21 protein-coding genes, 1 pseudogene and 1 other annotated feature are annotated in these 19,348 nt (G+C 62.9%); of the genes and pseudogenes, 2 read left to right on the forward strand and 20 right to left on the reverse strand.

The window, feature by feature from the left end:
* Positions 1-106: 106 nt before the first annotated feature.
* From RCH07_RS15990 to RCH07_RS19325, 11 genes are all read right to left on the reverse strand, one after another.
* Positions 107-2,977, reverse strand: a complete 2,871-nt coding sequence (locus RCH07_RS15990) for an FAD-binding and (Fe-S)-binding domain-containing protein (RefSeq protein WP_326968474.1) — start codon at positions 2,975-2,977, stop codon at positions 107-109.
* A gap of 365 nt (positions 2,978-3,342) precedes the next feature.
* Positions 3,343-4,176, reverse strand: a complete 834-nt coding sequence (locus RCH07_RS15995; RefSeq protein WP_326968475.1) for a DUF6282 family protein — start codon at positions 4,174-4,176, stop codon at positions 3,343-3,345.
* Entirely contained in the window at positions 4,169-5,035 is an 867-nt protein-coding gene (locus RCH07_RS16000; protein ID WP_326968476.1) for a carbon-nitrogen hydrolase family protein, read from the reverse strand. Before RCH07_RS16000 ends, RCH07_RS15995 begins: the two co-directional genes overlap by 8 nt.
* Entirely contained in the window at positions 5,035-5,988 is a 954-nt protein-coding gene (locus RCH07_RS16005) for a glycine betaine ABC transporter substrate-binding protein (protein WP_326968504.1), read from the reverse strand. Before RCH07_RS16005 ends, RCH07_RS16000 begins: the two co-directional genes overlap by 1 nt.
* Positions 5,989-6,011: 23 nt before the next feature.
* Complete coding sequence (locus RCH07_RS16010) at positions 6,012-6,770, reverse strand: ABC transporter permease (protein WP_326968477.1); 759 nt, start codon at positions 6,768-6,770, stop codon at positions 6,012-6,014.
* Complete coding sequence (locus RCH07_RS16015; protein ID WP_326968478.1) at positions 6,767-7,771, reverse strand: ABC transporter ATP-binding protein; 1,005 nt, start codon at positions 7,769-7,771, stop codon at positions 6,767-6,769. Before RCH07_RS16015 ends, RCH07_RS16010 begins: the two co-directional genes overlap by 4 nt.
* The gene (locus RCH07_RS16020; protein ID WP_326968479.1) at positions 7,764-8,408 is read right to left on the reverse strand and encodes an ABC transporter permease; all 645 of its coding nucleotides are present in this window, start codon (positions 8,406-8,408) and stop codon (positions 7,764-7,766) included. The genes RCH07_RS16015 and RCH07_RS16020 overlap by 8 nt, the downstream gene beginning before the upstream one ends.
* A 206-nt stretch (positions 8,409-8,614) precedes the next feature.
* Complete coding sequence (locus RCH07_RS16025) at positions 8,615-9,388, reverse strand: IclR family transcriptional regulator (protein ID WP_326968480.1); 774 nt, start codon at positions 9,386-9,388, stop codon at positions 8,615-8,617.
* A 72-nt stretch (positions 9,389-9,460) separates the two neighbouring features.
* Positions 9,461-10,381, reverse strand: coding sequence for an alpha/beta hydrolase (locus tag RCH07_RS16030; RefSeq protein WP_326968481.1), 921 nt, complete (start codon positions 10,379-10,381; stop codon positions 9,461-9,463).
* Between the two features lie 401 nt (positions 10,382-10,782).
* Positions 10,783-10,947: a hypothetical protein gene (locus RCH07_RS16035; protein ID WP_326968482.1), complete on the reverse strand. Its 165-nt coding sequence runs from the start codon at positions 10,945-10,947 to the stop codon at positions 10,783-10,785.
* Between the two features lie 30 nt (positions 10,948-10,977).
* Positions 10,978-11,508, reverse strand: a complete 531-nt coding sequence (locus RCH07_RS19325; RefSeq protein WP_442784855.1) for an IS3 family transposase — start codon at positions 11,506-11,508, stop codon at positions 10,978-10,980.
* Positions 11,374-11,508, reverse strand: a sequence feature (AL1L pseudoknot). (Overlaps the previous gene by 135 nt.)
* Between RCH07_RS19325 and RCH07_RS16040 the strand changes: the two genes are divergently transcribed.
* Together RCH07_RS16040 and RCH07_RS16045 are read left to right on the forward strand one after the other, a co-directional pair.
* Positions 11,434-11,631, forward strand: a complete 198-nt coding sequence (locus tag RCH07_RS16040; protein ID WP_326968483.1) for a hypothetical protein — start codon at positions 11,434-11,436, stop codon at positions 11,629-11,631. The genes RCH07_RS19325 and RCH07_RS16040 overlap by 75 nt on opposite strands.
* Before the next feature lie 260 nt (positions 11,632-11,891).
* Entirely contained in the window at positions 11,892-12,428 is a 537-nt protein-coding gene (locus RCH07_RS16045; protein WP_442784856.1) for a recombinase family protein, read from the forward strand.
* Between the two features lie 194 nt (positions 12,429-12,622).
* Here the strand turns inward: RCH07_RS16045 and RCH07_RS16050 are convergent, their stop codons facing one another.
* The 9 genes and pseudogenes from RCH07_RS16050 to RCH07_RS16090 form a co-directional block, all read right to left on the reverse strand.
* The gene (locus tag RCH07_RS16050; protein ID WP_326968506.1) at positions 12,623-13,225 is read right to left on the reverse strand and encodes a uracil-DNA glycosylase family protein; all 603 of its coding nucleotides are present in this window, start codon (positions 13,223-13,225) and stop codon (positions 12,623-12,625) included.
* Complete coding sequence (locus RCH07_RS16055; RefSeq protein ID WP_326968484.1) at positions 13,225-13,521, reverse strand: MGMT family protein; 297 nt, start codon at positions 13,519-13,521, stop codon at positions 13,225-13,227. Before RCH07_RS16055 ends, RCH07_RS16050 begins: the two co-directional genes overlap by 1 nt.
* A 2-nt stretch (positions 13,522-13,523) precedes the next feature.
* Entirely contained in the window at positions 13,524-14,084 is a 561-nt protein-coding gene (locus tag RCH07_RS16060) for a DUF488 domain-containing protein (RefSeq protein WP_326968485.1), read from the reverse strand.
* Positions 14,085-14,094: 10 nt separating this feature from the next.
* Positions 14,095-14,304 carry a DUF2945 domain-containing protein gene (locus RCH07_RS16065; protein WP_326968486.1) on the reverse strand — a complete coding sequence of 70 codons (210 nt, stop codon included), beginning with the start codon at positions 14,302-14,304 and terminating at the stop codon, positions 14,095-14,097.
* A gap of 866 nt (positions 14,305-15,170) precedes the next feature.
* Positions 15,171-15,959, reverse strand: coding sequence for a hypothetical protein (locus tag RCH07_RS16070; RefSeq protein ID WP_326968487.1), 789 nt, complete (start codon positions 15,957-15,959; stop codon positions 15,171-15,173).
* A 218-nt stretch (positions 15,960-16,177) separates the two neighbouring features.
* The gene (locus RCH07_RS16075) at positions 16,178-17,602 is read right to left on the reverse strand and encodes a putative bifunctional diguanylate cyclase/phosphodiesterase (protein ID WP_326968488.1); all 1,425 of its coding nucleotides are present in this window, start codon (positions 17,600-17,602) and stop codon (positions 16,178-16,180) included.
* A 44-nt stretch (positions 17,603-17,646) separates the two neighbouring features.
* Positions 17,647-18,465 (reverse strand): hypothetical protein, encoded by an 819-nt coding sequence (locus tag RCH07_RS16080; protein WP_326968489.1) that lies wholly within the window; start codon positions 18,463-18,465, stop codon positions 17,647-17,649.
* 102 nt (positions 18,466-18,567) lie between these two features.
* Positions 18,568-18,711 (reverse strand): annotated as a pseudogene (locus RCH07_RS16085) (IS30 family transposase); the annotation flags it as partial.
* A 34-nt stretch (positions 18,712-18,745) separates the two neighbouring features.
* Positions 18,746-19,309, reverse strand: a complete 564-nt coding sequence (locus RCH07_RS16090; protein WP_326968490.1) for a recombinase family protein — start codon at positions 19,307-19,309, stop codon at positions 18,746-18,748.
* Between the last annotated feature and the right edge of the window lie 39 nt (positions 19,310-19,348).

Raw genomic sequence — 19,348 nt, forward strand, 5'->3', positions numbered from 1 at the left:
CAAGGACCCAACGGACACGGACAGGCCCAGTAACGTAAGCGTGCGCCTACCGGGAAAGGAGCTTTTCACCGTCGGGTCGCAGCTCCCCGGTGGGTCACTTCGTCTCCTATTCGGTGGTCGGGTGCTGCTGCGTCCGGTTCGGTGACTTCTGGTCAAGTGCCAGTCTCAGCACTTCGGCCAAGTGCCTGGCGTTGACTCCGGTGCCCTGCGTCACCTGTGTACGGCATGAGAACCCGTCGGCGAGGACGAGCGTGGCTTCGTCTTTTGTTCGTACCTTGGGGAAGAGTTCCCGTTCTCCCAGGGCCTGTGAGACGTCCCAGTGCCCAGGCTCGAAACCAAAATTGCCTGCGAGTCCGCAACAGCCGGAGCCGATGATGTCAGTGTCCACTCCCAACCTCTGCAGCACGGCTTTATCCGGGTCATAGGAGCCCTTCGCTTCCTGGTGGCAGTGCACCTGCGAGATGGCCTTAGCGTTGATTTCGCCGAACGGCCAGGGGCCGCGGTGGGCCGCCACGATGTCCGCCAGGGTCACGACCTGGCGGGCGAGCTTGGCGGCTCGGGGGTCATCGGGCAACAGTTCGGTGATTTCGTCCGTGAGCATGACTGTGCAGGACGGCTCCAGTCCGATGATGGGCATGTTGCCGTCCAGGGCCGGACCCAACGCGTCCAGGGTCTGCGAAATTATCCGCTTGGCCATGTCTAGCTGTCCGGTGGAGTGCCACGTCAGACCGCAACACACCTGGCCATCCGGGAGGATCACGCGGTATCCCAGCGCTTCAAGGACCTCGACCGAGGCCTGACCCACCTCAGGGGAATTGAAGTTGTTGAACGTGTCCGGCCACAGCATCACGGTGGGTCGTTCCGGATCCGCCGTTGCCGGAACGCCTGAAATGTTTTCCAGAGCCCGGGCACGGGTGGCAAACCACTTCCGCAAGGTCTGGGGGGCGAAGTGGATCATGCGGCGTCTGGGCTCGATGCCCGCCAGACGTTTGACCAGCTCTTCGACCGGGCGGAATCCAAGTGTCCAGTTGGCTAATCGAGCGGCGCCCGGGACAGCCTCCAGCAGGCGGGATGCCAGTGGCAGCCATCCCATTGCGTAGTGGGCCATGGGGCGGATGCGGCCCTTGTAGTGGTGATGGAGGAATTCGGCCTTGTACGTGGACATATCGACGTTGACCGGGCATTCAGTGGAGCAGGCCTTGCAGGACAAGCACAGGTCCAGTGCCTCCAGAGTTTCCTTGGATCGCCAACCATCTGTCACTGATTCCCCGCGCAACATCTCCCCCAGTGCGCGCGCCCGTCCGCGGGTGGAGTGGACCTCGTCCCGCGTCACCTGGTAAGAGGGGCACATGGAGCCCACATCGGAGCGGCAGAGCCCCACACCTACACAACGGTTTGTGGCGCCTGCGAATGATCCGCCGTCATGGCTGAAGGCGTGTACCGGGGTCAGCTCGAAGGTACGGTTCCCGGGACCGGGACGGATGCCCTGGTCGATGGGCTCCGGGTCAACGAGAACGCCCGGGTTGAAGAAGTTCTCCTTATCGAAGATGTTTTTGAATTGCGCGAAGGCCGTCAACGCTTCCGCGGAGTAGATCAAGGGCAGCAGTGCCGAACGTGCCCGCCCATCACCGTGTTCACCGGACACGGATCCGCCATAGCGGGCCACCAGGGCGGCCGCCTCCTCGATGAACGTCCGGTATCCAAGGACGCCTTCCTCCGACCCGAGGCTGAAATCGATCCGAATGTGCACGCAGCCTTCGCCGAAGTGGCCGAACGGTATGCCGCGCAGCCCATGTGAGTCCAGGATCTTGTACAGGTCGCGCAGATAGTCTGCCAGGTGCTCCGGGGGTACCGCCGAGTCCTCCCAGCCGGGCCAGGCCTCGCCGCCGTCGGGTAGCCGGGTGACGATGCCCGCCCCCGCCTCACGGATGCGCCACAGCGCATGTGCCTGATTGGTCTCCGTCACGACGACAGAGTCGACGATGCGCCCGTCGCGGACCAGCTCGTCAACCAGCGCCCGGGCTGCGTCACCGGCCTCGGCGAGGGTTTCTCTGCCGACCTCCACGTACAGCCAGCCTCCGCCGTCGGGCAGCTCGGAACCTGCCGTCTCTTGGCCGGGCCGTGTACGCAGGGCGGCCAGCAGGTCAGCCCCCATACCTTCGACCGTGTACACGCCAGGGCGTCGCAGAAGAGGTGCCGCGGCTGCAGCCCCGAAGACATCGGAGAATCCGAGGACGGCCAGCGCCGTGGCCCGCGGACGCTCGACGAGCCTGACTGTCAGCTCGGTGATGATCCCGCAGGTGCCTTCGGTTCCCGCCATGGCTTTGGCCACGTTGAAGCCATTCTCGGGGAGTAGATGATGCAACCCGTATCCGGATACTTGGCGGGCGAATTGTCCAAGCTCGGTCCGCAGGATGCCCAGGTGCTCGTCGCGAAGCCGTTTAAGCTCGTCCTCTATCACCGGGTCGCTGCAGTAGTCGGCGCCGACCTCAATCTCTCGCCCGTCAGACAGCATTAACTTGAGGGAGACGATGTTGTCGGCGGCAGTGCCCCAGGCAACGGAGTGGGAGCCACAGGCGTTATTGGCGAACATGCCACCGACGGTGCAGCGCGAGTGCGTTGAAGGGTCGGGTCCATAGGTGAGCCCGAACTCTCCTGCCGCGTCCCGCAGCGTGTCGCACACGACTCCCGGGCGGATCCGTGCCGTGCGGGCCTTGGGGTCAATGGCCAGGATCTGATTGAAGTGGCGGCTGGTATCGATGATGAGTCCGTCGCCGATCGCGTTTCCGGCCACTGAGGTCCCACCCCCTCGGCATACGACGGACCAACCGCGTTCCTTGGCGATGGACAGGGCACCGCGGATCTCCTCTACGGAGCGGGGCTCAACAACGGCCGCGGGTACGCGCCGGTATATCGAAGCGTCCGAAACGTAGGCAACGCGTGTGGTGAGGTCCTCTCGCAGGGCGACGGGGGTCATCTTCTTCTCCTACTGTGCGGTGACAGCTGGGTGCTCCCAGCTGTCACCGCAGCGATTGTCGGGTGATAATTTTTGGCCGGCCGGCCGGCCGTCCGTCCATTTCGGGTGGCCGAGCGTCATGAGTGCGACCATTACGAGCGCAGCGACACCATTCGGGCGCCCATTGCAATGACCGAAACGGCAGAACTTCCCGTTGTATCCCGGGTCCAACCGAAGGAAATACGGGCTAACGAAGCTCTACGCGAGCAGCAACTCCACGTCCCCGAGCCGGCTGACCCCTGCCATTTCCGGTTCGGACCACTCTCGTGAAAGCAATTTCCTCGGGTATGGCACATGCTCTGTCCACGGCCGGGGCGTGTCGGTGTTCATGAGAGTACGAGCTTTCTGGGGATCTCTGAGGCGGCGGCGGCCAGCCAGCCTGCGGCTAGGCCTTCACGGGAAAGAGCGGCAACCAGCTGCAGCAGCGCCTCGGGCGGTTGCGGGCTGTCCGGTTGCCCGGCATCGGAGGCCAGGATGAGCCGGTCGCCGGCGGCTCGTGCCACCTGGGCCAGGCGCGCCGGGGTCATGCCGGGCTGGTGCCACAGCTGATAGGCGGTGATTTCGATGTACGCGCCCCGAGCGGCCAGCTCGGCGATCTCGTTTACGCTCATGCCCGGCACCGTGTAGGAGGGGTGGGTCAGCAGGAACCGGGTGATGCCGCGCCGCTGGGCCTCGTCCAGTAACCACCGGCACTCGGGCCCGCTAAGGTGCCCCGTACACAACACGGCATCGTGTTCGGCGATGAGATCCAAGACCAGAGAGATCTCGGTCGACTGCTTCCCGTTAGGCGTGAGCACCGGCGGGACCGCCAGCACGGCCCGGTCCAGGCGGGAGTCAAGATCGCTGAGGCGGGGCAGGGCCGCGGTTTCCTGGGTGTGGGCGTCGGCGGTCGGGAACCAGACTACCCTGCCACCGCTTCCCAGAGACGAGACGACGGCTGCCGGGTTCACCCCGCCGGCGGCCCGGTTCAGCGCGATACCGCCGACAACGTCCAGCCCCGAGGACCGGGCCAGTGCCGCTGCCCGGCCGACAGTTGACTCGTGGTGCGCCTTCAGGACGAAACCGGAGAATCCCGCCTCCGCGTACCGGGCGCAAATCTCGTCATCGTAGCCGATACGCCCGATCACGTCGGGCGCGGCGTGGACATGGACGTCAAACAACCGGATCGTGTCCTTCCGGAACGGCCTCTGCCCAGGAGTGCCGCTTGAGGGTGTTGAGCACCACATCATGGCGGGATTCAGCGAGCAACGGCGTCCGGGCCCGGAGTGCACGAAGAGCCGCCAGATCGAGGGTGGCCTGCAACGTGGTCTCCGCCTCCCCGGCTTCGGCCAGGGTTGACCCGTCCGGGCCAAGGATGCGGGACCTGCCCCAGAACTTCGCACCGCTGTCCGTCCCGCAACGGTTGATGAAGACCACATAGCACTGGAGCAGCAGGGCGGTGTGTTCGAGGATGACCTGCCATGTCCGCTGCACTTGCGCGGCGTTCACCCCTTCGATGCTCGCAACGGGAATGATCAGCACCTCTGCCCCTGCCTGGGCCGCGAGCCATGGGATGACGGGGTGCCACATGTCGTTGCAGATGACGGTGGCGCAGCGGGCGCCGCGGACGACCGCCGTGCCCAATGCATCGCCGGCTTCAAAGCCGAGGTGTTCGTTCCACGGGGCATACGAGACAGGGTGGATCTTATGCTGAAGATGACGTACCTCCCTGCCGGTGATCAGGTAGGCGTTGCGGGGACGCCCCCCACCCACAGCTTCGGCAAAACCTATCCCCATGGCGCCCCCCCGGTTGGCGAAGACGGAGAGCCGCTCATCGTCCGCTGTCAGCGGGCGATAATCAGCCCCGGCGTCGAATCCGAACCCGTTGACCGCCAATTCCGGTGTCAGGACCAGGTCCACGTCGCCGAGACCGTCCCTCAGTTCCAGGATCCGTCGGACGTTTGCCTCTACCTGGCCGAACACCGGAGCGGTCTGCAACAGTCCGACGGTCAGCGTGTCCGCCGGCGACGGCTGGGACATCAGTTGAGCTTGTTGGCCGTCAACCACGAGCTGGCCACCTCCTCGGGCGTTTTGCCGTCGACGTCGATTTCGGCGTTGAGCTTCTGCAGTTCGGCGGTTGTCAGCAGCTTGCTGACCGGTTCCATCACGGTCCGGACCCCCGGGGTCTTCTCCAGCGTGGCAGCCCTGACGTTCAACGAGAGGTTGTAGGGCGGGAAGAACTTCTTGTCGTCCTCGAGCACCGTCAGCCCCAGGGAGGCGATGCGGCCGTCGGTGGCGAACACTTCACCAAAGTTACAGGGGTTGCCCGTTCCGATGGCGTTATAGATGGGCCCTTCCGCCAACTCGGCGACCTTGTTCTGGGGAAGGTCAATGCCGTAGGCCTTCTTCAGCCCGGGCCATCCGTCATCGCGACCGAAGAATTCGGAAGCCCCGCAGAAAGCGGCGCTGGCTGGATCGGACTTGGTCAACTTCGCGTAGTCCGAGAGGGTGGCGACCCCAAGCTCTTTGGCAGTTTCGGCTTTGACGGCAACAGCATAGGTGTTATTGGCAGGAGCGGGCGGCAACCAGACGACACCGTTCTTCTTGTCTGCTTCGCTCAGCTTTTGGTACATCGTGTCGGGATCGGTGATGGTCTCTTTTTGCTGCAGGTGGGTCAGCCAGCCAGAGCCGGTGTATTCCCAGTACATGTCGACCGCGCCGCTGGTGAGGGCCGCTCGAACCGCGCTGGACCCGCTCATGCCGCAGGTCCGCTTGACGCTGGCGCCTTGGGATTCCAGGCGCTGTGCAGCGACCTCGCACAACAGGAGCTGTTCGGTGAAGTTCTTGGAGGCGACGTTGAGGGCGGCATCTTTCAGCGGGCCGTCTTTGGCCGCACCGGGAGCCTGGCCGGGACCGTTGCCACCTAAGGCGCAGCCGCTGGTCAGCACAACGCTGAGCAAACCGACGGCAATCATACTTTTACGCATTTGCATCTCTTTCAATAGGGTTTTGCAGGTTAGATTCCCCGCGGACGCAGGAGGCGTTCGGCGATGCCGGCCAGCCAGTCCACGGTCAAGGCAAGGCAGATCGTCAGCACGCTGCCAACGATCAGGACCGGCATGCGGTTAAGGGCGATTCCGGAGGAGATGATCGATCCCAGGCCTCCGGCATTGGTGAAGGCCGCCAGGGTGGCCACTCCGACGTTGAGAATGAGAGCCACCCTGATCCCGGCCAGCATGACGGGCACCGCGAGAGGAAGCTCAATCGTGAAGAGGACTTCCCGCGCGCTCATGCCCATGCCGCGGCCGGCGTCGATCAGCGCACGGTCGACTTGCCGGATGCCTACCATGGTGTTGCGGAGTACAGGCAGCAGGGCATAGGCCACGAGGGCGATCACCGCCATCCAGAAGCCGACACCGAAAATCATCGCGAGCAGAACAAGGACGCCGATGGACGGGACGGCCTGTCCGGCGTTGGCTGCAGCCAACACCACCGCACCGACTCCTCTGGTGCGGGACCTGGTGAGCAGGACCCCTAGCGGGACGCCGATGGCTATGGTCAGTACGGTCGAAATAACGACCAGCTGGACGTGCTGCCACAGTGACATGAAGATAACCTCCGGCGCCAGGCTCCGCGTCTCACTCGAATCAAGGGGGACGGATCCCACATAGATGGTGATGCTGGCAACGAGCACGAACACGATGGCGGGCACAACCCACGCTGTGGAGCGTCTGGTTCCGGGGACGGTGACCCGCTCGATGATTGTCGAACTCATGACGGCACCGGAGTCCGCTGGGCAGCCGCGGTGAGCAGCCCCTGGATGTCGATGGTCCGGGACGCCCCGGCAGCGAGCTTGACGCTGACGCCTTCGGCGCCGGCGGCCAGGACCTTCTCAAGCGCCCTGTGGACCGATTCCCCTGGCTCTACTTCGACGGTGGCAAGAACACTGCTGGCTTCCACAGTTGACGGGCCAATCACATCCGCCACCTTCAACAGCGACAGGCGGCGGACGGACGCTCCGGCCCCCACGAAGTCGCGCACGAAACCATCAGCCGGGTTGCTGAGGATCTGCAGCGGGGTATCGAACTGCGCCAGCCGGGATCCGGGCCCGAAGATGGCGATCCGGTCCCCGAGCCGAAGGGCTTCGTCGATATCGTGCGTGACCAGAACGATGGTCTTGCGGATCCGTTCCTGCAGGCGAAGGAATTCCAGCTGCAGCTTTTCCCTGGCGATGGGGTCCACAGCGCCGAAGGGTTCGTCCATCAGCATCACAGGAGGATCGGCCGCCAGTGCCCGGGCTACCCCGACGCGCTGCTGCTGGCCGCCCGAGAGCTGCTTCGGGTACCGGTTCGCGTACGTGGCGGGCTCCAGCCCGACCAGGTCCAGGAGTTCCTCGGCGCGTGCGCGGCGCTTGTTCTTGGCGACCCCGAGCAGTTTGGGAACCAGCGCCACGTTCTCGGCGATGGTCAGGTGCGGGAGCAGGCCGATTTGCTGGATGACGTAACCGATGCCGCGCCGTAACTGGTCTACGTCAACGTGGGTGACATCCTTGCCGTCGATCCAGATGCGTCCTTCGGTGGGTTCAACCAGCCGGTTGATCATGCGCAGGGTGGTGGTCTTGCCGCATCCTGACGGGCCGACCAGGACCACGAATTCGCCTCGCTTGATTTCCATCGACAGGCCGGCCACGGCATCTTTGCCCTGGTCCGGGTAGCGCTTTGAGACGCCCTCCAGATAGATCATGGTGTCAGGATTGCTTCCTGGGTTTTCAGACATTTGATCCTCGCAGAGTGGTGATTTTTGCTATCAAGATGAATAGGAGATCCAGGACCAGCGCGACAAGCACAACCCCGATCACACCGGAGAGTGCTTCGTTCAAGGCGTTGGCCCCTCCGATCCGGGCGAGTCCCCGGAAGATCAGCTCGCCCAGGCCCGGACCGCGGACGACGGCGCCGATGGCTGCCGTAGCCACCAGCATGATGGTGGCGGTCCGGATGCCGTTGAGGATCACCGGCCAGGCCAGCGGAAGAACAACGGTTCGGAGCCGCTGGCCCCGGCCCATGCCCAGCCCGCGCGCCGCATCGATGACAGCCGGGTCTACGCCTTCAATTCCGGTAACCGTGTTACGGAGTATGGGGAAGATGCCGTAGATGGCCAGCGCCGCGACCGTCGGGGCGACCCCCAGACCCAGCAAGGGAATCATCAAGGCAAACAAGGCGAATGAGGGGATGGTCAACAGGGTTCCGGTTACGGACAACAAGGTCTGCCGCAACCGGGGCATGGACTCCGTGAGAAAAGCCAACCCGATGCCCAAGACCGCGGAGATGGCCACGCTGATCAGAACCAGTTCGGCGTGCTGCTCCGCGAGAACCAGCAGCCGGGTAGCGTTATTCGTCAGATATTCCAGAAACACGGCGTCCTCTGATCCAGCGTGAGGAGACGTTCTGACCGCTCTTGTGAAGAGGGTCTTCCGTCAGGCCGGCAAACCACGTCGTCGGTCCGGGAACCGACAACGGAAAAAGGCATAGCAAGACAGTGCATGGTTAACTCCTGCTCGTTCTTGACTCGTGGAGGGAGGGTTATGGTAGGGCAGGCCCGTACGGCGGAACCCGGCGGTGGCTAGGCCGAGGAGTGCGTGACCGGAGAGAGCGCCTGCTGAAGAGTACGGACCGTCGCGAGCAGGTGGCCCGAGAAGACCCCTATATGGGGTTCAATGCGAAGGGCCGGGCCCGAGATGTTCACTGCGGCTGTAATCCGCCCTGAATAATCACGCACGGGTGTGCCAATACCCACAATTTCAGGGTCAAAAATCCGGTTCGCCACCGTGAAGCCCTTCAGCCGGGCCTCGTGGACGTGCGCCAGGAACTCCCGCGCTTCACGTAGACCGACACCGTCTTGGCCGCTACGGACGATGTCGAGGATATGATCATCCGCGTGGTCCAACAGCAGTGCCATCCCGCTGGAACTTCGGTTCACGGGGACGGTACGCCCGACCCACCCTGGCGCCTCGATTGACCGTCGCGAACTTTCTGAATGTACCGTCAGGACCTCGCCGTCGCTGAGTACTGTCAGATAGGTGCGTTCGCGGACCACCTCGGTCAACCGAAACATCAGAGGCCCCGCAACCTTCGTCAGGCGCTGGTTACCGGCCCGTAGGGCCAATGCAAACAGCCGCCAGCTCAGCTCATAGCGGCCCTTGGGATCCCGTGCCACCAGCCCAGTTTCCAGCAGGCTCTTGAGCTGACGTGACACGACCGACTTTTCGCGGCCCAATACCCGCGAAACATCCGACACAGTCATCCCGTCAGGGAACTGAGCCGCGTCGACAGAACTGAGCACGTCGAGGACTGCCATGACTCTCGCCGCTCCGCTCTGCTTCTGCTCCATGTCCATTCCCGGATATTAGGTGTCGGATGTGATTCATGCAACAGGGCGTTGCAAAAACCGCATCCTGAGCTGCTGATGCTAGGCGGAGACGCTGCGTGCCGGGGACGAGCTCGTCGCGAAAGCCTGCCCGAAGAACTCATCCAGGCGGGCGCACAACAGCACGAATTCAGGGTGGTCGACGTACATGAAGTCATTGTGCCGCCCGTCCACGCTGTAGAGCGTTTTCGGTGACGATGCGGCTTCGTACAGTGCCAGCGCCTCATCAATGGGGTGCAGGGAGTTGCGCGTGCCGTGCCCAATGAACAGCGGAGTCGGTGCAATTTCTGCGACGAACTTTTCCACGTTCAAGTCCAGGATCGACTCGGTGAACTGGAGCCGGGTGGGGTGTCCGAAACCGTAGACCTGGGCGAGTTCCTTTTGCACGTAGTCATCGGTGGCGGGGTCCAGTGGATAATGCTCGAAAGTATCAGCGAGTTTCGACTCGCCCTCCAGAACCCGGCGCGTGCGGTCTTCCTGAACGTCCTGGAGGATCTTTGTCCACTCATGGTAGGAGTGAATGGACTTGAGCCAGCGCTCCCCTTTGTAGAAGCCATTCAGGGCAGCGATGGCCGCGACATTACGGCCCTTTTCGGCGGCGAGAATCACATTGGCGGCGCCCATGCCCCAACCAATGAGGCCAATCTGACGGTCATCCACATCCTGCTGGGTCTGCAGGAACGTGACGGCATTGCGGATATCCTCCACCTGCTCCTCGATGAGGACCGTACCCTTCGGACCCTCACTGTCTGCCATACCGCGGTAGTCGAAGCCGAGACAGATATAGCCGTGCTGCGTCATCAGACGGGCGAACATCTTGGGGTAGAACTCGTTAAAGCCCTGGTACCCCGAATTGACGATCAGCGCCGGCCTCGGCGTGCCCTCCGAAAGGTCATCCGGGTAGTACAGCGTGGCCTGGAGACGGCTGCCTTCACTAAAGAATGTCGTCTGTTTCTCAATCATTTTTCCTCCATCGGGAAATGCGCTGCCTCTTCACAGCGGTCAGCATCCACTTGAACGTCTCTGATGACTGCGGCGGGCCATGTGGTCTGCGTCTCAATCATGCAACCTACTATCGAACGCAAGTGCAATAACCGCAATGCTTACGTGCAAAAAATGCATCCCTCATTTGGAGTTATGTTCGGCGAGTTTGCCGGACCAACCCAAGGACTCAAGGAGTAGGGGGTCTTGGCGGCCTGTTGGGCCAGCTCCGAGTCCTGCGCCACAAGCTGATACGAAGGGTTCGACGGTGCGTCCCTGAGAGTCCAAGTGCCTTGTTTATGAACGTGTTCAACAGGAACTTTCTGCTCGAACTCGTTGGGCGGAACCATGGCCAGAGTGCTGTGGAGCAGGGTGGTGTTGTATCAGCGGACCAAGGCCATGGTCGCTTTCTCCCCATCTGCGAGCTGCGTGAGGGTGCCGGTCATGAAGGGGCCGCCTTTGCGGACGCATTCGTTCTTAACAGCCCGATCGTGGATTCCGCGAGGATCCCGGCGCCAGAGCGCCCACTTCAAGGTGGTCAGGACCATGTTCGCCTTTGATGTTGGAGGCGTGCCAGCCTACGAACGCGCGGGAGAGGACATCGATGGCGAAGGCCGCCTAGACGAACCCGAACCAGATCCTGGATAGGTGAAGTCGGTGACCCACACGGCGTTCGGCCGGGCCGCGGTGAAGTCCCTGTTCAGCAGATCCGGGGCCCGTTGGGAGTCTTTCGGGGCTGCACCGGCTTTGGGTTTCCGGCCACGCATCAGGCCGTTCATGTCCTCCTGGCGCATGAGCCTGTCCACGGTGCACCTGGCCACGTCGTGGCCTTCCCTGCGTAGCCAGGCTGTCATTTTCCGCCGCCCATACCGAGACTCGGGCTGCTCCGCGGTGTCCTTCAGCGCGTTGACGATGGCGACCTCAGTGATGATCCGGGCGTCGGGTGCTTTGGTTTTCCAGGACCGGTAGGTCCGCGGGGCGACCTGAACGCCCTGCTCGCGCAGGACCTTGCAGGCCGGCTCGACCCCGTAACCATGGGCACACAGTTCGTCGATGAATCCGGCTATTTGCGGCGGCGAGGGTCGAGCTCCCTCGCGAAGAAAATCGATGCCTTCTTGAGGATCTCGTTTGCCTCCCGCAGCTCCCGGTTCTCGCGCTCCAGCTCCCTGATCCGGGCCTGCTCGGCGCAGCTGACCCCGGGGCGTTCATCCGCGTCGATCTGGGCCTGGTGAACCCCCCGGCGCAGGGACTCCCTGCCAATGTTCAGCTTCGGACCGATGGCGGAACAGGCGGCAATACGGAGTCGTACGCACGGAGGTGGTCAAGGATCATCCGCACGGCACGCTCCCGGTGATCGGGGGTATCGCTCGGGCATAATTGCTATCCTTCACAAAAAAGAAAGGCATCAAACCCATAACGGTTCAGTTAGCCCCCACATCAAACCCGGCAAATACAGGCCACTAAGCCGCCCCGCAGAACGCTAACGCCGGATATTTCACTAATTCACAAGCCACCCCTGGTTGCCCTTGGGGTGACGCCGGAGAAGACGTTCACCGACCAGGGCCTCACCGGCGCCAACAGGGCGCGACCGGGACTCAGGGAAGCCTTGGCCGCCTGCCGGGCTGGGGACACGCTTGTCGTGACCAAACTCGACCGCCTGGCCAGGTCGCTGCGCGATGCGAAGGATATTGTCGACGAGCTCACCCGCCGCGAAGTCAAGCTCAGTATCGCCGGCTCCGTCCATGATCCGACCGATCCCGTGGGCCGGCTCCTCTTCAACGTCCTTGCCATGGTCGCCGAATTCGAAGCAGACCTGATCCGGGCACGAACCCGGGAAGGCATGGCCGTCGCCAAGGCAAAGGGCCGGCTGCGCGGGAAACAACCCAAGCTCTCAAAGAAACAGGAAGCCCACCTGGTCTCCGTTCACCGAGCAGGGACACACACGACAGTGGAACTTGCCGAACTCTTCGCAGTAGCGCGTTCAACCGTCTACCGGGCCATCAAACGCGCCGGCGACACCGCCAGTTAGAACCGGCAAATTTCACCATCCACGCCGAAATCAACACCAATACGTCCCTAGCGTGAATTTCCGTACCGATCCTCCTCAGACCCCGAGTCGCCGCATTCATCCAGAGCACTTGGAATCCCGTCACCGGGTGATGCCGATCGACGAGGTGCGCTACCGCGTTGACGACTCTCATACCGCCCGCGGTATCGCAGCTGCTATCTATTCTCGGTGACAGGATGGGCGAGGGCGTCACGAACGTGTATTCGCAAATCTGGCAGCACGTCGGTGACAAACCACGGGTTCTTTGCCTGCCATCGGAAGTTCAGCGGAGACGGGTGCACGAGAGGAAACCATTGCGGGACGAATCGCCGATAGTTGCGCACCGTGTCGGTCAACGTGCCGTGCCGAGCTGATGGGAGATAGTGGATCTGCGCGTACCGGCCGATCAACAGAGTCAACTGAATGTCGGGCATCAGCGCGAGTAGCGGCGGATGCCAAAGTTCAGCGAACCCTTTCCGAGGCGGTAGATCTCCGCTGCGGCCGGTGCCGGGGTAGTAGAAATCCATCGGGAGCAGGGCGAACAAATCGGGATTCCGGAACTGCTCATCGGTGACATCCAGCCAGTCGACCAGGGTCTTCCCGCTGGCGTCGTCCCAGGGCACACCGCTCGCTTGCGCCCGGCGCCCCGGTGCTTGCCCGATCACGGCAATCCTCGAACTCGCGGACGCCGCGTACAGCGGCTCCCAGCCTTGATGCCTCATGGAGGCACTGCTCTCGTCATCGACCAGGGATTGTCGTATCGCGTCGAACGTGTGCATCACGGCCAACGAATGCGATCAGCTCGGAGTTTGGCCATGTCGACGCGGCCGTCGCGGAACGGAACGCCTTCCGCTTCCAGCAGCGCTCGAGCTCCTCCTTCATGGCACGTCGCCGGCGAACCATCGGCGTAAACAACCCTCCACCATGGCACGTCGCCGTCAAGCAGCGCAACGGCCCGGCCCGCCTGCCGGGGGCCGATTCCCATTTCCCGCCCGACCTCGCCGTACGCCGCGACGCAACCCGCCGGAATCGCAACCACCATCGTGCGAACCTCCGATACCACATCCGTGCTCACGCTCACTCTTCTCCTGATCCGGGATAGGTAATCTTTCCGTCCTGCACCAGCGCGAACGCGTTCATTTCGGCACGCTTGGTCGACGAGACCGACATGATGTCGAGCACCTCCACCCCCGCGACGATGAGCGCGTCCGTAATCAGCCGCCGGTGGCACCGCCACGGCACAGCCTCGCTACACATGATCGCCGGCACTGACTCGTTCGCGACCTGCAGCAACTCGGCAAGCCCGGAACGAAACCCCTCGGTCGCCATGTAGTCGGCGTAGTCACGGAATGCCTTGACTCTCCACGCACCATTCAGACTCGCCAGCCCAGCTGGCGTGTGCCGGCGGCCGCCGAGATCCCGGATCCACTGATAGCCGATATCGGCGGGCATCGCCTCTCCGATCGAGTCCTGGTTCCACTGCGGAAACTTCCGCGACGACGGAAACGAACGCACATCAACCAGCTCGGTCACCCCGTTCCCACGCAACATCGCAAGCGCCTCGTCGAAACCGCGAGTGGAATGACCAATCGTGAATACCTGCGGCGCGGTCTGCTCAGTTGCCCGATCCTTCGTCATCGAACCTGGATCACTTGATCTTCGTCAAGGCATCCGGTTTGTGCATCGCCACGTGCTCGGTCTTGTCGCTCTGGATCTCATACTGCGGATCTTGCTCGGTGCAACGCCGCATATGCCCCTTGTACTCGACATCCCGCGTATGTTTCTTCGTGATCACACCCGTCACCGAACCCGCCTCGGAATTCCACCGCACTTGATCACCGACCACAAACTTCGACATGATTGCTCCCTCCACCACTCATCCAACCACCGAAAGAGCTCACGATCCAAGGTGGTCCCCGCCACCGATGAAACCGATCGCAAGTCCTGAAAGTTCATCAGAAACTGCCTGATGAAATTGGACCTGAAAAATGTTGAATCTGTCGACGGGTCGGTTACGTCCCGCTGAGTGGTGGAGTTTGCCTCGACACCGTGCGGGTCAGTGCTTTGATTATGCTGCAGTGAGTTCGGGGAGCAAAATCGGTTCCTCGACTGGTTCGGCGGGGGATGCTCCGATTCGCTAGGGCGGGGCGGGCGCCTGAAGTACCGGCTTCCCTCTCCCCACCATGTTTTTTGCCTGCTGGCGGAGCATCGCGTAGCTGTGCCCGACGGAGCCGGGGCAACCCGAAGGGCAAGCAACTGACGGGTTGTGTGAGGAAATAAGCGCAGCGCCGAGCACTATCCATTAGGTGCGCGGCCGTCCGCAGGACGGTTGAGCCGGTGGAGCGGGCACATACGATCCGCAGAACAGCAGCAAAAAAGGGAGGAACGCTTCTACTGCCCGAGCGGCGCGAGGTCCGAGACCGCCACCGCCGGTACCGGCATGGGGCGGAGCAGAGATGGCCAGTGGCGGCTTCGTTCAGTTATGCGGCTGACCGGCGCGCCCGGCCCGCCACCGTGGAGGCGATGCGCGCCCAGAGTCAGCGAACGCGCCCGACTTGTTGGCGGGGCCCACGAGGGCAGCGACATCGAACGTCAACGCCGGTTGAACACTCCCTCGGGCACTGGGATGAGCGTCTCATCGGCCGTTTGATTGGCAGCGGGCACCCATGGCCTTCATCAAACCGGATGCCTGGCCGTCTGACATCTGCCGTCCCGTCGGACACCTCACTCTGTGGCCCGGGTGTTTGCAGACTTTCCGTTCGCGGGTTTCTGCTGCTCCTCACGACCGAAACGCTCTTCATCATCGTGCCGGACGGGGGAAATTACAGGCGTGCGGGCCCGTTCCTTCATGAGTTTCCGGAACTTTGCCACGATGCCATGACCGTCACCGTGGTAGCCCATGTGGGAGATAACAACCGTGGCCGAAGCGAGCATTATCCCTACGGTCTCTCCGGTGGTTCTCTTGCCCAGAGCGAGCGTACCGATCGAGTCGAGCGGCGCATCGAGGCCCGGTGGCGGGCCTAAGCTGCCGTCTTCTACGAACAGGAGACGCCGGTCTGTAAGCGCAACGATGCCCGCGTCGTCGCCCAGCTTCCCCCTGGCGACGGCCACCACCGATTCATCGGGTCCGAGGGTATCGACCACGTTGCGGAAAGGCTTCTTTCCTTCGAACAGCACCCCTGATGCCGCGGCAGCTTCGACGATCCCGTGGTAATACAGCACTCCAGCCGGCAGTGACTCCTCAAGGCTTAGCAGGTAGTCGTTCGATCGATGCTTGTCGTCTCCGCAGGCCCAGACGATCTCTGTGCCGCGTTTCGTTTGCGCGACGGAGCCGGCGAGGTGGGAGGCGGGGCGTCTCTTGAGCAGGGACCGGGGAACCTCAATGATGACTTCGCCAACTGCGGGAGGCAGGACCCGGTAGCCATTCATACGTGCGGCCTGATTCAGCAGTGTCATTGCCTCATCGGCGTCTGCCAGAACCATCCAGCGAACCGTGTTGGGAACAGCACCCATGTCTTTTTTCTGCTCTTTCTTCTTGGGCCGGTCTGAACGGGCCGCGGTAGCGGCCCGATCAGCATGGCAAGGTCGGCCAGTTCTTTGTACAGGGTGAGGGCGGCGACGATCGGCTCCCCGGGCGAAGAGAATGCGCCGGATATGAACCGAAACGAATGCCCATCCGGTTAGATTACGCTGCGCGCACCGTCTTCTCTCGACCGGGGACCCGGAACCACCTAGTTGTCGGGAAGGGGCAGCGGACTGCGGCGGCTGAGCCATGTGTCAAGTTCTGCGGCGGGAACAGGTCTGGACATGAAGTAGCCCTGGGCGAGGTCGCAACCATAGTCGCTGAGGGCGCGGTATGCTCTCGCGTCTTCGACGCCCTCGGCGGTCATTTCCAGGCCCAGGCTGTGGGCTAGATCGATCGTCGATACCACTAGGGCCGTGGCGCGTGCGTCGTCCATCATGGTGAGGATGAACGACTTGTCGAGTTTGAGCTCATCGATGGGCAGTTCCCGCAGGTAGGAAAGCGAACTGTAGCCCTTCCCGAAATCATCGACTGCAATCCGGACGCCCATTTCCCGAAGCGCAGCAAGTATCGTGCAGGCCCGGTTCCGGTCGGCTACCAGGACGTCTTCCGTGATTTCGAGTACGAGTGCGGAGGGGGACAGCCCGCGGGCGGCGGTCATTGCCGTGACCTGCGCAGGCAACCCGGAGTCCATCACCGAACTGGCAGAGAGGTTGACCGCCACCGACAGCTGCCGCTCTTGGGACGCCCAGATGGCGGCTTGGTCTAGAGCTTGGCCGAGGACGACGCCGGTCAACGCCGGCATGAGCCCCGCTTCCTCGAATCGTTTCAGGAAAGTATCGGGCTGGAGCAGACCCAGGGCTGGATGTTCCCACCGAACGAGCGCTTCCACGCCCCGGACGTCGCCCGTCCCGAGATCAATTTTCGGTTGGAAGTGAAGAATCAGTTGACCATGGAGAAGTGCTTCGTTCAGCGCCTGCACGGTGTGGAACTGGCTTGGGACAGGGTCTGTGTCCCTGTCCGCGTAAACAGCGTGTCCACTGTGCGTCGATTTTGCCGAATACATGGCCAAGTCGGCTTTACGCAGCAACAGGCCTAGGTCCCGCCCCTGCTCCGGGTAACACGAAATTCCGATGCTTGCGTTGACGTGGACTGTGACGCCGCCCAAATCATACGGTTCCGCCAGCGCCTCCCTGAGTTTCAGTGCCACGGCCTGTCCCTCGCTCGGCCCGCAATGATCCACGTGGACCACAAACTCGTCACCACCCATGCGTGCGAGCAGATCGACGGGTCGAAGCTGTCCTTTCAGGCGCGCAGCGACCTGGGTGAGGAGCCTGTCCCCCACATCGTGGCCGAGTCCGTCGTTAATCTCCTTGAATTTATCGAGATCCAGCAGCAACAGCGCACTGGGCCGAAGGCCGTCGGCCGCCAGACGCCTCGGCACATCTGCGTACAGGGCGCGCCTGTTCGAGAGACCGGTCAATTCATCAGTCCGGGCCTGGTGGGTGGCGTCCGACAACCGGATCCGCTGCCGGAACACCAGCGGCAGCGCAGCCAGAGCCAGAGTCAGGCTGGCCAACACCACGGCAATCACCGTGACCCGCTGCTGGGAAGCCAGGATCAGGACGCCCAAACCGACAATTGTCGCGAGAGCAGGAACAGCCTGCGCCGGGACTGCTACTCGCCGGCGGCCTTCGCCCCCCCCCCCCCGGGGCGGCCCTGGAACACAGTCCAGGAACCGACCAGTGCCGTACCGGCTGCCCACGCGGCATCCAACGGCGTACCTACGACATACAAATCGTTCAGCTCCAACAGGGCGTAGACCATGTCCGCACCGGCGTAGGTGATCAGTCCCAGAACCAGCAGGGCCCATCCTTCACCTATGGCTCGCCCGGCAGTAGCGGCGATTCCAATGACGGCCGCCACCAGCAGGAGATCCAGAAGGGGGTACGCCGCCCCGAGCGCCGCTGCCAGGGATCGTGGGCCGTCGAGGGCCGAGTTCAGGATGGGGTCCAGCACGACCGCGAGAACAGCAGCTGCACCAAGGGCACCAAGGGCGCTATCCAGGAGCACGGGCCACGTCATCTCACGCAGGCGGTCCCGGACAATGCTGGCCAAGGCGGCCAGCATGAGGAGATAGAACCCGATATAGCCAACGTCTGCGGGCGACGGGAGAGGAACATCCTCACCGGCTGCCGACTGCAGCACGTAATAGGCATCCCCCGCAGCATGGAAGGACAGCGCGCCTACGGACAGCATGATGTCCGGCCGCCGGCCTTTCGTACGGTACACAATCAACCAGCCCACCGCGGCCGGAAGCCACATCGTCAGCAGGCCCAGGACCCCGTCAACCAAGGGACTGAAATCTTCCGAATCCCGGAAGATCACACCGGCCGCGTACGCCCCGGCAACCGCGAACAGAAGGCCGGACAGTAACCAGATCTTACGTTCCCCGCTTTGAAGGCCGCGCGTCGTCACCGGCTCTCGAAGAACCATTAGTCTTCACCGCTCCTGTCCCCTAGAGTCGAAATCCGAAAACTGCTCTCGGTCGCCCGTGCTCGAAGCCTTGAATTCTAGGGGTCGTTGCAACACCCGAGGTTAGCTGGCTATCAGTAAACCACGTAGACGCTCGGCTGGGGTGTCCCAGTCCAGTGTTTTGCGTGGTCGGGCGTTGAGTTCCTGGGCGACGTGCTCCAGGTCCTCGGGCCCGTAGGCTCTCAGGTCGGTGCCCTTGGGCCCGGTACTCCTGAAGGTGTCGTGAGCCGCCACGTTTGGTTTAGTGGGCGGGGTTTCGGATGTATTGGTAGACGGTTTCCCGGCTGATGCCGAATTCGCGGGCCAGAGCCGCTTTCGACTCGCCCGCAGCCGCTCGGCGGGCCAGTTCTGCCGCCTGCTCGGTGGCCAGGGCTTTTTTGCGTCCCCGGTAGGCTCCCCGCTTCTTGGCCAGGGCGATCCCTTCGCGCTGGCGTTCACCGATGAGGGCCCGCTCGAACTCCGCGAAGGCACCCATGACGGAGAGCATCAGGTTCGCCAGGGGCGAGTCTTCGCCGGTGAAGACGAGGCTTTCCTTGACAAACTCGATGCGGACGCCGCCGCCTGTCAGTTTCTGCACCACGGAGCGCAGGTCATCGAGGTTGCGGGCCAGCCGGTCCATGCTGTGAACAATCACGGTGTCTCCGTCGCGGGCGAACTTCAGCAGTTCCTCCAGCTGGGGCCGTTTGGTGTCCTTGCCCGATGCCTTGTCCGTAAACACCCTACCCACCGGGATGTCCTCGAGCTGGCGCTGGATGTTCTGGTCCAGGCTGCTGACCCGGATGTATCCCAGACGCTGGCCACTCACGGCACCTCCACGGTTGAAACTGTCAGGATGAAATCTAAG

It is taken from the genome of Arthrobacter sp. CG_A4 (assembly GCF_035985125.1).
In the GTDB taxonomy this organism is placed as follows: domain Bacteria; phylum Actinomycetota; class Actinomycetes; order Actinomycetales; family Micrococcaceae; genus Arthrobacter.